General features: G+C 69.7%; 12 protein-coding genes. 1 reads left to right on the top strand and 11 read right to left on the bottom strand.

Going from position 1 to position 13,527, the window contains the following annotated elements:
• Positions 1–11: 11 nt before the first annotated feature.
• The 7 genes from AB0C38_RS15445 to aceA form a co-directional block, all read right to left on the bottom strand.
• Complete coding sequence (locus tag AB0C38_RS15445; protein ID WP_360672599.1) at positions 12–1,211, bottom strand: cytochrome P450; 1,200 nt, start codon at positions 1,209–1,211, stop codon at positions 12–14.
• Positions 1,208–2,428, bottom strand: coding sequence for a macrolide family glycosyltransferase (locus AB0C38_RS15440; protein ID WP_360672597.1), 1,221 nt, complete (start codon positions 2,426–2,428; stop codon positions 1,208–1,210). Before AB0C38_RS15440 ends, AB0C38_RS15445 begins: the two co-directional genes overlap by 4 nt.
• A 9-nt stretch (positions 2,429–2,437) precedes the next feature.
• Positions 2,438–3,868, bottom strand: a complete 1,431-nt coding sequence (locus AB0C38_RS15435; protein ID WP_360672594.1) for a cation:proton antiporter — start codon at positions 3,866–3,868, stop codon at positions 2,438–2,440.
• Positions 3,869–3,975: 107 nt separating this feature from the next.
• Positions 3,976–5,325 (bottom strand): NAD(P)/FAD-dependent oxidoreductase, encoded by a 1,350-nt coding sequence (locus AB0C38_RS15430; protein WP_360672591.1) that lies wholly within the window; start codon positions 5,323–5,325, stop codon positions 3,976–3,978.
• A 31-nt stretch (positions 5,326–5,356) separates the two neighbouring features.
• Positions 5,357–5,629, bottom strand: a complete 273-nt coding sequence (locus AB0C38_RS15425; protein ID WP_155545874.1) for an acyl carrier protein — start codon at positions 5,627–5,629, stop codon at positions 5,357–5,359.
• A 64-nt stretch (positions 5,630–5,693) separates the two neighbouring features.
• Positions 5,694–6,314: a hypothetical protein gene (locus AB0C38_RS15420; protein ID WP_360672589.1), complete on the bottom strand. Its 621-nt coding sequence runs from the start codon at positions 6,312–6,314 to the stop codon at positions 5,694–5,696.
• A 129-nt stretch (positions 6,315–6,443) separates the two neighbouring features.
• Positions 6,444–7,739 carry an isocitrate lyase gene (gene aceA / locus AB0C38_RS15415; RefSeq protein ID WP_360672586.1) on the bottom strand — a complete coding sequence of 432 codons (1,296 nt, stop codon included), beginning with the start codon at positions 7,737–7,739 and terminating at the stop codon, positions 6,444–6,446.
• Positions 7,740–7,928: 189 nt separating this feature from the next.
• Here aceA and AB0C38_RS15410 point away from each other — a divergent pair, with 189 nt between their 5' ends.
• Positions 7,929–9,356 (top strand): UbiD family decarboxylase, encoded by a 1,428-nt coding sequence (locus AB0C38_RS15410; protein ID WP_360672583.1) that lies wholly within the window; start codon positions 7,929–7,931, stop codon positions 9,354–9,356.
• Positions 9,357–9,549: 193 nt separating this feature from the next.
• Here AB0C38_RS15410 and AB0C38_RS15405 read toward each other — a convergent pair whose 3' ends face one another.
• Genes AB0C38_RS15405 through AB0C38_RS15390 form a run of 4 tightly spaced genes read right to left on the bottom strand, consistent with a single transcriptional unit; the run spans position 9,550 to position 13,520 of the window.
• Positions 9,550–10,137: a UbiX family flavin prenyltransferase gene (locus AB0C38_RS15405; RefSeq protein WP_360672580.1), complete on the bottom strand. Its 588-nt coding sequence runs from the start codon at positions 10,135–10,137 to the stop codon at positions 9,550–9,552.
• Complete coding sequence (locus tag AB0C38_RS15400) at positions 10,130–11,296, bottom strand: aromatic ring-hydroxylating dioxygenase subunit alpha (RefSeq protein ID WP_360672577.1); 1,167 nt, start codon at positions 11,294–11,296, stop codon at positions 10,130–10,132. The genes AB0C38_RS15405 and AB0C38_RS15400 overlap by 8 nt, the downstream gene beginning before the upstream one ends.
• Positions 11,296–12,657, bottom strand: a complete 1,362-nt coding sequence (locus tag AB0C38_RS15395) for a peptidase dimerization domain-containing protein (protein WP_360672574.1) — start codon at positions 12,655–12,657, stop codon at positions 11,296–11,298. The genes AB0C38_RS15400 and AB0C38_RS15395 overlap by 1 nt, the downstream gene beginning before the upstream one ends.
• Positions 12,654–13,520, bottom strand: coding sequence for a VOC family protein (locus AB0C38_RS15390; RefSeq protein WP_360672571.1), 867 nt, complete (start codon positions 13,518–13,520; stop codon positions 12,654–12,656). Before AB0C38_RS15390 ends, AB0C38_RS15395 begins: the two co-directional genes overlap by 4 nt.
• Between the last annotated feature and the right edge of the window lie 7 nt (positions 13,521–13,527).

Below are 13,527 nucleotides of genomic sequence, written 5' to 3'. Positions count from 1 at the left end.
GTCTAGAGGACTCAGGAGGTCCAGGTGACGGGAAGCGCGTGGACGCCGTAGTGCAGCATGTCGTCGCGCAGGGGGACCTGCTCCTGCGGAACCGCCAGCCGGAGCGCCGGGAAGCGCGTGAAGAGGGCCTGGAACCCCACCTGCATCGTGAAGCGGGCCAGGTGCTGGCCGATGCACTGGTGGACGCCGTGGCCGAACGCGACGTGGCCCTGGGTCACCCGGGTGATGTCGAACCGGTCGGGGTCCGGGAAGCGCTCGGGGTCGCGGTTGGCCGCCGGGAGCGCGACGACCACCGTCTCGCCCTCGCGGATCACCTGCTCCCCCAGCTCGACGTCGGCCAGCGCCGCCCGGCTCGCGCCGAGGTGCGAGACCGTCAGGTAGCGCAGCAGCTCTTCGACGGCGTTGGGCCACAACGCCGGCTCGGCCCGCAGCCGCTCGAGCTGGTCGCGGTGCTCGAACAGCGCGAAGGTGCCCAGGGCCAGCATGTTGGTCGTCGTGTCGAACCCGCCGCCGACGAGCGCCCAGGCCAGGTTCACCAGCTCCGGCCGGTCCAGTTCGCCGGTGCGGGCCAGCTCGCCGAGCATGTCGTCGCCCGGGTCGTCGAACGCCGCGTCGACGAGCCTCTCCAGCGTGCCGCCGACCACGGTGATCGCGGCGATCAGCTCTTCCAGCGAGTACCGCATCCGGGCCACGACGTTCAGGTGGTGCAGCAGTTCTTCGCGGTCCGTCTCGGGCACGCCGACCAGCTCGCACATCAGCCGGGTGGCCAGCGGCTCGGCGTACGCGGCGACCAGCTCGGCTTCGGTACCGTTCGCGGCCATCGCGTCCAGCAGCTCGCCGGCGATCCGTTCCGCGGCCGGGACCAGCTCCCGGGTGCGCCGCACGGTGAAGTACTTCGCGATCAGCTTCCGGTACCGCGCGTGGTCCGCGCCGTCCATCTTGGGGAACGCGCCGGGCGCGGCCGGTTCGGGCGCGTAGGTGTCCATCGGGAACGGTGGCGGCACCGCGAGCGCGACGAGGTCGTTGCGGTGGCTGAACCGGGCGTCGGCCAGCACCGCGCGGACGTCGGACAGCTTGGTCACCAGCCAGCCGGTGGCCGGGCCGGGACTGACGTCGAACGCGAGAGGGCTGATCCCCGGCAGCGCCCGGTATTCGTCGGGCGGGTCGAACGGGCAGCTCCGCTTGACGGGCAACGGCGACGGCTCGGTCACTTCCGGCTCCCTCCGGTCAGGTTCGCGGCGGCGACCCTGGCCTCGATCTCGTCGGCGGCGCGGACCGCCCCGCCCGCGGCGTGCACCTCGCGCTTCATGAGCTGGACGCGCCGGCGCACGGCGTCGTCCTGGTCGACGGTGAGCACCGCGTCCCGGATCCGTTCGGCGGTCACGGTTTCCTTGTCCAGCGAGGCACCCAGGCCGAGGCGCCGGATCTGCCGGGCGTTGATGTGCTGCTCGGGGTGGTGCGGCACGGCGATCACGGGCACGCCGAAGGACAGCGACTCCATCAGGCTGCCCATCCCGCCCTGGCAGAGGAACACCGAGCAGTGCGGCAGGACGTCGCCGTGCGCGACCCACCGGTGGGCCTCCACATGGGCCGGAAGCGGCCCCAGCGTCGCCGGGTCCACCCGCTTGCCCAGGGTGAGCACCACCTGCCACGGCAGGTCCGCGAAGGCTTCGGCGCAGGTGCGGAAGAACTCCGGCCGGTCGTTGACGGTGGTGCCCAGGGTGATCAGCACGACCGGCCGGCCGTCGGCGGGCGGTCGCCACGCCCCGGACGGCGAACCGGCCGACGGCCCCACGAAGGCGAACCGCTCGTCGAAGGTTTCACCGGCCGGCTGGAACGCCCGCGGCAGGAAGACCAGCGTGAACTCGTCGCCCCCGGTGAAGAACTCCTCCAGGGTCAGGTCCCCGAGGCCGTGGGCGGCCAGGTGCTCGCCCAGGCGCGTCACGAACCGGGCGATCGCCGGGTGCGCCGGGTCGACCGCCTCGCCGAAGGTCTGGTTCTCCTTGGTGAGCGAGAAGTGCTCGTTGGACGCCACGGTGGCCGAGAGCTGCACCGTCGGCAGCGCGTGCTTGCGGGCCAGCAGCCGCCCCGGCGCCCACAGCGTCGTGTCGTAGACCAGCAGGTCCGGCGCGCACCGGTCGAAGACGCGCTCCACGGCGGGCAGCACCGCCATGCTCTGTTCCAGCAGGTGCAGCGGCGCCTTGGCGGCCTCGTCGGCGTCGGTGATGTCCGGCTGCGCGGTGGACAGGTCGCAGCCGTAAGCCGCGGCCCGGGCGCCGATCGCGACGACCCGGTCCGCGAACTCGTCGGACGTGAAGCAGGTGACCCGGTGCCCGCGACGGACGAGCTCGGCGACCACCGGCAGCGCCGGGGTCATGTGCCCGTAGGCCGGGTAAGGCAGAAAAGCGATGTCACGTGCTTCGGTCATGACCAGCTCCTACGCGGCGGGAAGGGGCTCCGCGGGCAGGCCCCGGCGCTTGTAGCGTTCGATCAGCGAGAGCGCGGGCGAGGTGGCCACGGTGGTGACCAGGGTCATGACCACCAGCATCGCGAACATCGTCGGGCTGATCACCTTGAGGTCGAGCCCGATGTTCAGCACCGCCAGCTCGGTGAGCCCCCGGCAGTTCATCAACGCGCCCAGTGACCACGCGTCCCGCCTGCCGATGCCGGACAGCCGCGCGGCGATCAGGCTCCCGCCCCACTTGCCCAGCATCGCCACGGCGACGATCAGCAGGCACCAGAGCCACAGCGTCGGGTCGGAGCCGATCAGGTCGAACTTCGTGCGAAGTCCGGTGTAGACGAAGAACAGCGGCAGCAGCAGCGTGACCGTCAGCGCGTGCATCTGTTCGGTGGCTTGGCGGATCGGCAGCGAACCGCGCGGCGTCACGGCGCCGAAGAGGAACGCGCCGAAGATCGGGTGGATGCCGATGGCGTTGGTGGCCAGCGCGGACAGCAGCAGCCCGGCCAGGAGCACGGACACCACCGCCGTGGTCGGCAGCGCCTTCTGGCCCTGCTCCGTCGGCGCGAACAGCCGGCGCAGCAGCGGGCGCACGATGAACAGCATGAACGCGAAGAACGCGATCGTGAGCCCCACGGTCACCAGCGTGGCGGCCATGGAGGTCGCGCTGGCGATGGCGACCACGAGCGCCAGCAGGCACCACGCGGTGATGTCGTCGACGGCGGCGCAGCTGAGCGCCAGCGCGGCGATCGGCAGCTTCGTCATCTTGCGGTCGGTGATGATCCGGGCCAGCACGGGGAACGCGGTGATGCTCATCGAGATGGCGAGGAACAGGGCGAACGGCAGGCGGGCGACGCCGGCGCCGAGGGTCGGGTGCAGGACGAACGCGAGGACCACGCCGGACAGGAACGGGATCGCGACGCTGACGTGGCTCACCAGCACCGCGGCCTTGCTGCGGCGGCGGACCAGTTCGACGTCCAGCTCGTAGCCGACCAGGAACATGAAGATCACGAGCCCGATCTGGGCGAACGTGTTGATCGTCGAGGCCAGGAAGTCGGGGAAGATCCAGTGGTAGGCCGCGGGCCACACCCAGCCGAGGAACGACGGCCCGAGCAGGATCCCGGCGAAGATCTCGCCGATCACCGTGGGCTGCGCCAGCCGCTTCGCGACCGCCGAGAGCAGCCGGCAGGCCAGGAAGATCACCGGCAGGGCGAACAGCAGCTTGGCCACCGGGTCGGCCGCTCCGCCGGTGTGCCCGGTCGGGGCGTGGCCGTCACCGCCGCCGGTGCGCAGCAGGAAGAAGGCGGCCACGACCGGCAGGACCACCATGGCCAGGTAGGAGATCCACGTCCGGCCCTTCCGGGTGGGGGGCGCGGCGGACTCGGTGGTCCGCTCGTCGAGCGATGACATGACTGGCCTTCTCCGATCAGCCGCGGGTGGGGTGGGCCGGGCACGGACGTGGCCGTCCACACGGAACTCCCGTGGGGACGGCCACGCCGCGACGACCTGGTGCGTTCCTAGAACAGGGCCAGTGCCGAAGAAGAGGCCTTGAGGCTGCCGAGGTGCCCGTGCCACAGGTGCGTGGGGTCGGCCTCGACGGCGGCGACGTACTCCTTCATCGCGGTCAGGGCCGCCGGCTCCTCGGCGTCGTAGACGTCGCCCTGGAGCATCTGGATGACGTCCTTGCGGTAGCGGTCGTCATCGATGAACGCGGTGAACAGCACGTTCAGCCGGTAGTACATCGAGATGAAGTCGTACCAGATGTTGACGCCCTTGCGGAGCGTGTTGACGTAGTTGTCGAACCGCTCGCGGCGGAAGTCGCCGGCCTGGTGCGCGGCGATGACGTCCTTGGCCGCCAGGCGGGCGCTGTTCATCGCGACGCTGACACCGCTGGAGAAGATCGGGTCGACGAAGCGGGCGGCGTCGCCGATGAGCACCAGCGAGTCACCGGCGATCTGCTTCATGCCGTAGCTGTAGTCGCCCTCGGTCTTGAACTTCCGCACGCGCTTGGCGTTCTTCAGCGCGTCCAGCATCTCCGGCCGGGTGCCGACGGAGTTCCAGAAGAAGCCCTCGAGGTCGTCCTTGTGCTCCTTGAACTTCTCCTTCTGGGTGACGACGCCGATCGAGGTGATGGTCTCGGTGATCGGGATCTGCCAGACCCAGGTGTTCTCCTGCGGCAGGAAGTGCACGTGGATGTAGTCCGCGTCCTCGGGACGGCGCGCCAGCGACGCGCGGTCGAGGCCCTCGAACCAGGTGTGCACGGCGTACTGGTTGAACACCTTGTCCGGCACCTTGACCTTGAGCTGCTGACCCAGCAGGGTCTGGCGGCCGGACGCGTCGAGCACGACGCGGACGGCGACCTCCAGGGGCTGGTCACCGATCTTGGCCTGCAGCACCGGCCGGTCGCGGTCGGTGAAGTCGACCCGGTTGACGCGGACGCCCTGGTAGACCTTGGCGCCGAGCTCCTCGGAGTGCTTGAGCAGCAGCGAGTCGAACTGGCCGCGGTCGACATGCCAGGCGTAGACGCGGTCCACGCCGTTCTGGTCACGCTCCTCGTAGGCGATCTCCGCCACGCCGAGGCCGTGCGAGCCGGCGTCGAAGTCGAGCGTGCTGGTCGGGCGGGTGTCCGAAGACGTCCACGCCGCACCGTACTTGCGGGGGAAGCCGGCCGCTTCGACCTTCCCGATGACCCCGATGTCGTGCATCACGGGGATGACCGCGGGGACGAGGGACTCGCCGACGTGCTCGCGAGGGAAGGTGTCACCCTCGAAGACCACCACCGAAAGGCCGGCCTTGGCGAGGTAGGACGCCGCCGTGGAACCGGCCGGGCCGCCGCCGATGATGCCGACATCGTAGTCGTAAGACACTGGTTCTCCGTTCTGGAAACGAAACAGGGGGTCAGGCGACCGGGGCGCGCAGCGAAGTCACCAGGTCGGCGATGCTTTCGATGTCCTTGAAGTGCCGGGCCACCATCTCCGTGGGGGGAACCCGCACGGAGAACTCCTCACGGAGGTAGGCGACCAGCCGGGTGGTTTCGATCGAGTTGAGCAGGCCCCAGTCCAGCAACGGCGTGGTGGTGGTCAGTTCCCCCACGTCCTTGCCGTCCAACAGGTGCTTCTCGACGAACTCAACGAGCTTTCGCGTGATGTCCACGCGCTCGTCGTCTGCCATTTCTTCCTCCAGTGACGGCACAGATCCACGCACAGGGTTGTGCTGGGGAATTCGGATTTCCGGGTCAGTCGGTGCCCGCGTCGTGCGTGGCCTTGTTGCGCGAGCCACGGCGGGGGCGCTCGAGGCGCTCGGTCTCGGCGTTGATGTGCTTGCGCGGGGCGAACGCGACGTACCGGCCGCCGGACATCTTGGCCTTGAAGTTCTTCATCCAGCCGTGGTGGCCGAAGTTGCCGAACTTGTCGAAGCCGACCAGCGAGATGCCGCTGCGGTCGTAGTGGCCGCCGACGAGCAGGCACCACTGGCGGTAGTCGGGGTACTCGTTGGTCATGTGACGGTAGGTGAGCACGAAGGCCAGGTAACGGCGGAAGTCCATGCCGTCGAGGCCTTCTTCGTCGTACACGCGGGAGATGGCCTGGGTGCTCTGGCCGAGCATCTCGGGGATCGGCGAGGCCGAGCAGACGAGCCAGTGCGACTCGTCGGTCATCGGGCTCTTGATCATGTTCTGCTCGACTTCCCAGCGGAAGTTGGTGTTCAGCTTCCCGGTCTCGATCATCTGCGCCTCGGAGATCTCCTGGGGCACGTAGATGAGCATTTCGTTGCTGGTCTCGAGCTCATCGATCTCGGCCTGCGTGAACGGGCATGGCTTCACCGCGATTTCAGTGGTTCCATAGACTCCGTAAACCATGTCTTCGAGGTTCTCGGGCATGCGCATGGGCAACCGTCCTGAATTCCATTTTCGCGTGGCTGATGTGTCGTCAATTCGTTTCTAGCACGAAGTCGTTTGGGGAAACCCTCAGAATTATGGGGTGCCTGCTCAGTAGAATTGCGACTTCTCCGTGGAGTCCATCAGCGCGACGGTGTTGCTCGACGGGTTGACGACCGTGCTGACCAGGTCGAAGTAGCCGGTGCCGACCTCGCGCTGGTGGCGCGTCGCGGTGTAGCCGGCGGCCTCGGCGGCGAACTCGCGTTCCTGGAGCTCGACGTAGGCCGTCATGCCTTCGTCGGCGTAGTCGCGCGCCAGGGCGAACATCGAGTGGTTCAGCGCGTGGAAACCGGCGAGGGTGATGAACTGGAACTTGTAGCCCATGTGCCCCAGCTCGCGCTGGAACTTCGCGATCGTCGCGTCGTCGAGGTGCTGCTTCCAGTTGAACGACGGCGAGCAGTTGTAGGCCAGCAGCTGGTCGGGGTACTCGGCCTTGATCGCCTCGGCGAACTGGCGGGCGACCTCGAGGTCCGGCTTGGACGTCTCCATCCACAGCAGGTCGGCGTACGGCGCGTAGGCGAGGCCGCGCGCGACGCAGGGTTCGATGCCGCCGCGCACGCGGTGGTAGCCCTCGGGGGTGCGCTCGCCGGTCAGGAACGGCTTGTCGCGGTCGTCGACGTCGCTGGTGATGAGGTTCGCGGCCTGGGCGTCGGTGCGGGCGATGACGAGGCTCGGGACGTCGCAGACGTCGGCCGCGAGGCGCGCGGCCTGCAGCGTGCGGACGTGCTGGGAGGTCGGGATGAGCACCTTGCCGCCGAGGTGGCCGCACTTCTTCTCCGCGGCCAGCTGGTCTTCCCAGTGCACGCCGGCGGCACCGCCGGCGATCATGCCCTTCATCAGTTCGAAGGCGTTGAGCACGCCACCGAAGCCGGCTTCGGCGTCCGCGACGATCGGCGCCAGCCAGTGCGGGGCGCCCTGCTCGTCCTCGGCCCAGCTGATCTGGTCGGCGCGCAGCAGCGCGTTGTTGATCCGGCGCACGACCTGCGGGACCGAGTTGGCCGGGTAGAGGCTCTGGTCCGGGTAGGTGTGGCCGGACAGGTTGGCGTCGGCGGCGACCTGCCAGCCGGAGAGGTAGATGGCCTTGAGGCCCGCGCGCACCTGCTGCACGGCCTGGTTGCCGGTCAGCGCGCCCAGCGAGTGGACGTAGTCCTCGGTGTGCAGGAGGCTCCAGAGCCGCTCCGCGCCCAGGCGGGCGAGCGTGTGCTCTTCGGTCACGCTGCCGCGCAGCCGCAGGACGTCCTCGGCGGTGTAGTCCCGGCGGACTCCGCGCCATCGGGGGTCCTCGGCCCAGGACCGGGCCAGTTCGGCCGCCGCGGCTTCGCGGGGCGGCGCTGCGGTTACGGTCATGTCGTTCTCCTGACGTACGACGACGCGCGGCTTCGTGGACGAGACCATTTAGCACCGCGCGACCCCCGCCCGGCGTCACCCCGGAGTCAGGACGAAGCATTCCCCTAGTTCTTGCCGTGCGCGCCCCGCCGGTCCCCCGACCGGGGCCGATACTCGGATCGCGAGCCACGTGCGAACGGAAGGCGTTTGATGGCAAAGGATCTGCGGACATTCCTGGCCGAGCTGAACTCGGCGACGCCGGAGCAGGTGAAGGTCGTGCGCAAGGAGGTCGACCCCGAGTTCGAGGTCACCGCCCTCGTCGACAAGCTCGAGGACGACCCGGCCTACCCCGGGTTCCCCGCCGTGCTGTTCGAGAACGTCGGCGGCTCCGAGATCCCGCTGCTGATCAACCTGCACGGCACCTACGAGCGGCTCGCGCGCAGCATCGGCTCGAACGTGCACTCGATGGTGCCCGAATACGCGCTCCGGGAGGGGTCCGGGATCAAGCCGGTCACGGTGGACACCGCCCCGGTGCAGGAGGTCGTGCTCACCGGCGACGACATCGACGTCGGCCTGCTGCCCCTGCTCAAGCACCAGGAGCTGGACGCGGGCAAGTACATCACCTCGGCGGTGACCATCTGCCGCGACCCGGACAGCGGCAAGATCAACGCGGGCATCTTCCGCCACCAGCAGCAGGGCCGCGACCAGGTCGGCATCCAGGTCAACCCCGCGCACCACACGGCTTACGTGCTGCGCAAGCTGCGCGAGCAGAAGAAGCCGATGGAGGTGGCGCTGGTCATCGGCCACCACCCGGCCCTGCTGATGGGCGCGGTGTCCAAGCTGGAGGGCATCGGCGGCGAGCTCGACGTCGTCGGCGGCCTGCTCGGCGAGCCGCTGGAGATGGTGCCCTGCAAGACGGTCGACCTCGAGGTGCCGGCCCGCGCGGAGATCGTCATCGAGGGCGTGATCGACACCGACCCCGACGCGACGGCCGTCGAGGGCCCGTTCGGCGAGTACCCGCGGTTCTACACCCGGACCGGCCCGCAACCGTACGTGAAGATCACCGCGATCACCATGCGCCGCAAGCCCATCTTCGTCGACGTGTTCAACGCCCACACCGAGCACAGCATGCTGGGCGGGCTCCCCCGGATGGGCAGCATCTACCGCCGGGTCAAGGAAGCGGTCCCGACGGTGACGGGTGTGCACCTGCCGCTGTCCGGCATGGCCCGCTCGCACCTGTACATGTCGATGAGCAAGCGCGTGGAAGGTGAGCCGAAGCTCGCGGCCTGCGCCGCGCTGGCGGTGGATCCCCTGCTCAAGCACGTGTTCGTGGTCGACGACGACGTCGACGTGTTCAACGAGGTCGAGACGCTCTGGTGCCTGGCGACGCGCTTCCAGGCCGACCGCGACCTGACGATCATGCCGGGTTTCCTCGGCGGCCAGCTCAACCCGGTGACCTACGGGCACAACCGCGAGGAGAAGGGCCCGATGGAGACGAAGCTGATCTTCGACTGCACGAAGCCCGTGCCCCCGGCGGTCTTCCCGCCTTCGTGCCGGGTGCCGCCGGAAGTGGTGGAGCGGGTGGACCACCGCGGGCTGCTGGAGGACGGGGACGCGTTGACGTCCTATCTGGACTGAAGGTCGCCCTCACCGGCATCGAGACCAGTGGGGGCGATCTTCCACCACCCACGAAGAAGGCCCCCTGCGGCGGAGGGGGCCTTTTCGGTTGCCGGGCGCGGGTTTCGTGGCCGGTCCGGAACGTCATGAACGACTCTTTCACGGCGCCGGACGACATGAAAGAGTCGTTCATGCCATCCGGGCACGGAGCCGGTCAGTGGGTCGCGGGGCCGTGCCAGCGTTCGACCAGCTCGTCCGGCGGCTTGATCCCCAGCAGGTCGCACAGCCGGCCCACCTGGTGATCCACCAAGTCGCCGAGCGTCGCAGGGCGTCCGTAGAACGCCGGCATCAGCGGCGCCAGAATCCCGCCCATCTCCGTAACCTGGGTCATCGCGCGCAAGTGCCCCAGGTGCAACGGCGTCTCGCGCAGCGCGACCACCAGCTTCCGCCGCTCCTTCAACGTCACGTCAGCCGCCCGCACCAGCAGGCTGTCGTTCTGCGACCAGGCAATCGCCCCGAGCGAACGCACCGAGCACGGCAGCACGATCATCGCGTCGATCGGGAACGACCCGCTCGAGATCGGCGCCGCGATGTCACCCGGCCGGTAAGTGAAATCCGCGAGGGAGGAGACGTCCGAAGGCTTCCAGTCGGTCTCGAAGGCGATCGTCTGCCGGGCCGCCGGCGTCACCACCAGGTGCGTCTCGACCTCCGGCATGCCCTTGAGGATCTCCAGCAGGCGGATCCCGTAGATCGCCCCGCTCGAGCCGGACATCCCGACCACCAGCCGGAAAGGCTCAGTCATGCTTCGCCCGCCTCTTCTCGGCCTGACGCTCCTTGACTTCCTCGACCGGGCCGCGCCGGGCCTCCTCCTCGACCATCCGCCGCCATTCGGTCAGCGAGACGTCGGGGCGGTACAGCCGCTCCGGCGGAGCGTCGGTGACCTCCACCATCAGCCGGTCCTCGTCGTTGAACATGCCGTGGAACACCCAGCGCGCCCAAGTCCAGTAGTAGAACCAGAACCTGCGGTTGCGCCACTTGCCCTGGTTCATCACGGCGAGCTGGACGTACGTGTGGTCCTCCGCGGTCGCGGCGACCCACCACTCGAAGTGCGACCACTCCGCGTACTTCACCCGCAGCGTGCCCGGCAGCCGCAGCGACACCTTGGTCTTGTTGCCCTCGCGCCGCCGGTACCACGACTTCTTCGGGAAGTCGCCGAGGCCGGGGAACGACGCGCTGTAGTGCATCTTGTCCTTGCGGCGGGTGATCCACGGTCCGTCGCGGATGACCTTCATCTCGCTCCACACCGGCATCTTGACCCGCTTGGTCCACAACGCGTTGCGGTGCAGCCATTTCGCGTGACCGTCGTCGAAGCCGTTCTCCGCGCCGAAGCGCCAGTTGCCGTCCCGCACGGTGATGCGGCCGACGACGACCGCGTCCGGGTCGAGCAGCTCCTCCGGGACGTCGTCGGCGAACGGGCGGGCCGGGCCGTCGCCCAGCCACACCCAGACCAGGCCGCGGGCCTCTTCGACCGGGTAGGTGCGCACGGTGACCTTGCCGCAGATCGGCGACTCCGGGCCGTCGGTGATCGCGGCGACCAGCACGCCGGTCTCCAGGTCGAACGTCCAGCCGTGGTAGCAGCAGCTCCACGTGCCGGGGAACTCCTGCGAAGACATCTTGTGGCTCAGCGGGACCCCGCGGTGCGGGCAGCGGTCGTGCAGCGCGCGGACCTCGCCGCCGTCGCGGATCAGCATGATCTTCTCGCCGAGCACCTGGATCGCGCGGGGCTTCTTGCCGATCTTGCGCGACCACGCCACCGGGTACCAGTACTCGCGGAAGCCGAGCGCCGCCTTCTCGTAACGCGGCCAGGTCGACCAGTCCCGGCGGCCGGGGCCGCCGACGGTAGCCTGCCGCCGCGCCGGGCGGACCTGTTCGTCGTCAACAGGAGGCATTACGTCGGTCATCAATTGTCTCCTCGACTGCTCGCGGGAGGCTCACGCAGTTCGGCGCGCTGCCGGGTGGTCACGTCCACCACCACGCCGACCAGCAGGTCGACCAGCCGGCGCATGGCGGGCAGGTCCGCGACGCCCATGGAAAACCCTTCGAAGGGGCCGGGGACGGCGGGCATCGGCAGGCCGATCCGCGCGGTCGGGATGCCGTGGCGGCGCAGCACGCCGCCGTCGGACAGCCCGCTGCCCGGCTTGCCCGGCACGTGCGGCCGCCCCTCGACGTCTTCCCAGGCCCGGACCAGCCGGGTGACGACCGGGCTGTCGGCGGGTGTGGCCGAGCCCGCCTGGCCGGCCACCAGCTCGACCTCGATCCCGACGGCCGGCTCCGACGCCCGCAGCTCGGCGACGATCGCCTCGAACTGGCCGGCCACGTCGTTGACCGTGGTGCGCGGGTTGACCCGCAGGTCGACCCAGAACTCGCAGGTCTGCGGGTTGAACGCCGGCTTGGTCCCGTCGCCGGCCCGGATCGCGGTGACCGCGCCCTGCGGCGCCACCTGGCCCGAGGAGTTGCGCGCGGTGTACTCGGCGAACCAGGTCTCCAGCCGCCCGATCATCCGGGCGCCGGCGAGGATCGCGTTGTTGTAGTGCCCCTTGTGCCGGCTGCCGGTGTAGCCGACCGAACCGCGCACGACGACGCGGAAAATCGCGAACCCGACCTCTTCGTGCACCACCGAGTAGCCCGGCTTGAGCACGATCGCGAGGTCCGAGGAGCACTGGCCGTGGTCCATCAGGAACTGGGTGCCGACGCCCATGCCGGAGTTGCGCCGCGAGGACTGCTCCCCGGCCAGCACCGGCATGCTGCCGCCGACCAGCGCGACCACCAGCTGCCCGTCCAGCGGCACGCCGGAGCGGTGCACGGCGAGCGCGGCGGCCAGCGCGCAGCAGGCGAACGCCTTGGGGTTCTCCGCGCCGAGCCCGACGATCTTGTCGACGTACCGCTGCGCGGGCAGCGTGAAGTCGTCGCGGGGCCGTTCCCCGAGCCACGGCGCGTCCTCCGGCCCCGGCGCGAACGCGGTGTCGAGCGGCGCCAGCACGAGCAGCTGCGCGCCCGTGCGGCCGGTGCCGACCCGGGTGACGAGGTTGGCCTGGCGTTCGTCGATGGCCTGCACCCGGCTGTCGATCCCGGCCGAGGTCATCACGTCGCGGAAGTACTCGGCCAGCTCCCGCTCGCAGCCGGTCGGGCTGGGGATGTCGGTGGCCGCCTGGCACAGCAGCGCCAGCTCTTCTTCGTCGACCGCGGCGCGGGCGGCCTTGACCCACTCCCGCTGCCACCCGGACAGCTTGGTGATGTCCGGGTCGATGGCGTCCGGCGTCATGAGGTCTTGATCTCGTTGCCGTTTACGTGGTGGTGCCCCCACAGGCTGGTCGGCCCGGCCAGCTGCCGCGTCGACCAGTCGGCGGTGTCGACGTCGAGTCCGTCCCAGCCGTACTCGACCTCCCAGCCCGACGGCGTTTCGAGGTAGAACGACACGGCCCGGTCGTTGGTGTGCCGGCCCAGCGTGCGGGTGACGATGCCGCGCTCGAAGGCGACGTCGATGGTCGAGCCGACGTCGTCGAGCGTCGTCGTCTCCAGCATGATGTGCCGCAGGCCGGGCTCGTCGGTCTCCACCAGCGCGATGGAGTGGTGACGCGGGTTGCAGTGCAGGAACGCGATGAAGCCCTTGAACGTGTCGCTGACGCCGAACCCGAGCGTGTCCACCAGGAACGAGAGCGTTTCGGCGTAGTTCGTGACGCCGACGACGGCGTGGCCCATCCCGTGCTCGCCGGTCCGATAGCCGGCCAGCGTCCGGGTCAGGCGCAGCGGCCGGAAGTCGGCCTCCTGCCCGTAGAACAGCTCGTGGCGCAGCCCCGACGGGTCCTCCAGCCAGAGCATGCCGGCGACGCGCCGGTCGGCGCACTCGGCGGCGGTCGCCCGGGTCACCGCGACGCCGGCCGCGGCCAGCTCGTGTTCGAGCGAGGCCAGGTCGGCGGCGCTCGCCACCTCCCAGCCCAGCCAGGACAGCGCTTCGCTCTCGCCGTGGCGCACGTCGAAGCGGTAGGCCCGCTCGTCCATGCGCAGCAGCAGGCGCCCGTCGCCGGCCTGCTCGCCGGGCAGGCCCAGGACGTCCGCGGCGAAGGTCTCCCAGGCCGCGAGCTCCCTTGTGGACAGTCCGACGTAGGCGAGACTGCGGATGCGCATGGGGTTC

The sequence above is a fragment of the Amycolatopsis sp. NPDC048633 genome, from assembly GCF_040650695.1.
GTDB lineage: Bacteria > Actinomycetota > Actinomycetes > Mycobacteriales > Pseudonocardiaceae > Amycolatopsis.
This window is presented reverse-complemented; position numbering and strand designations above follow the sequence as displayed.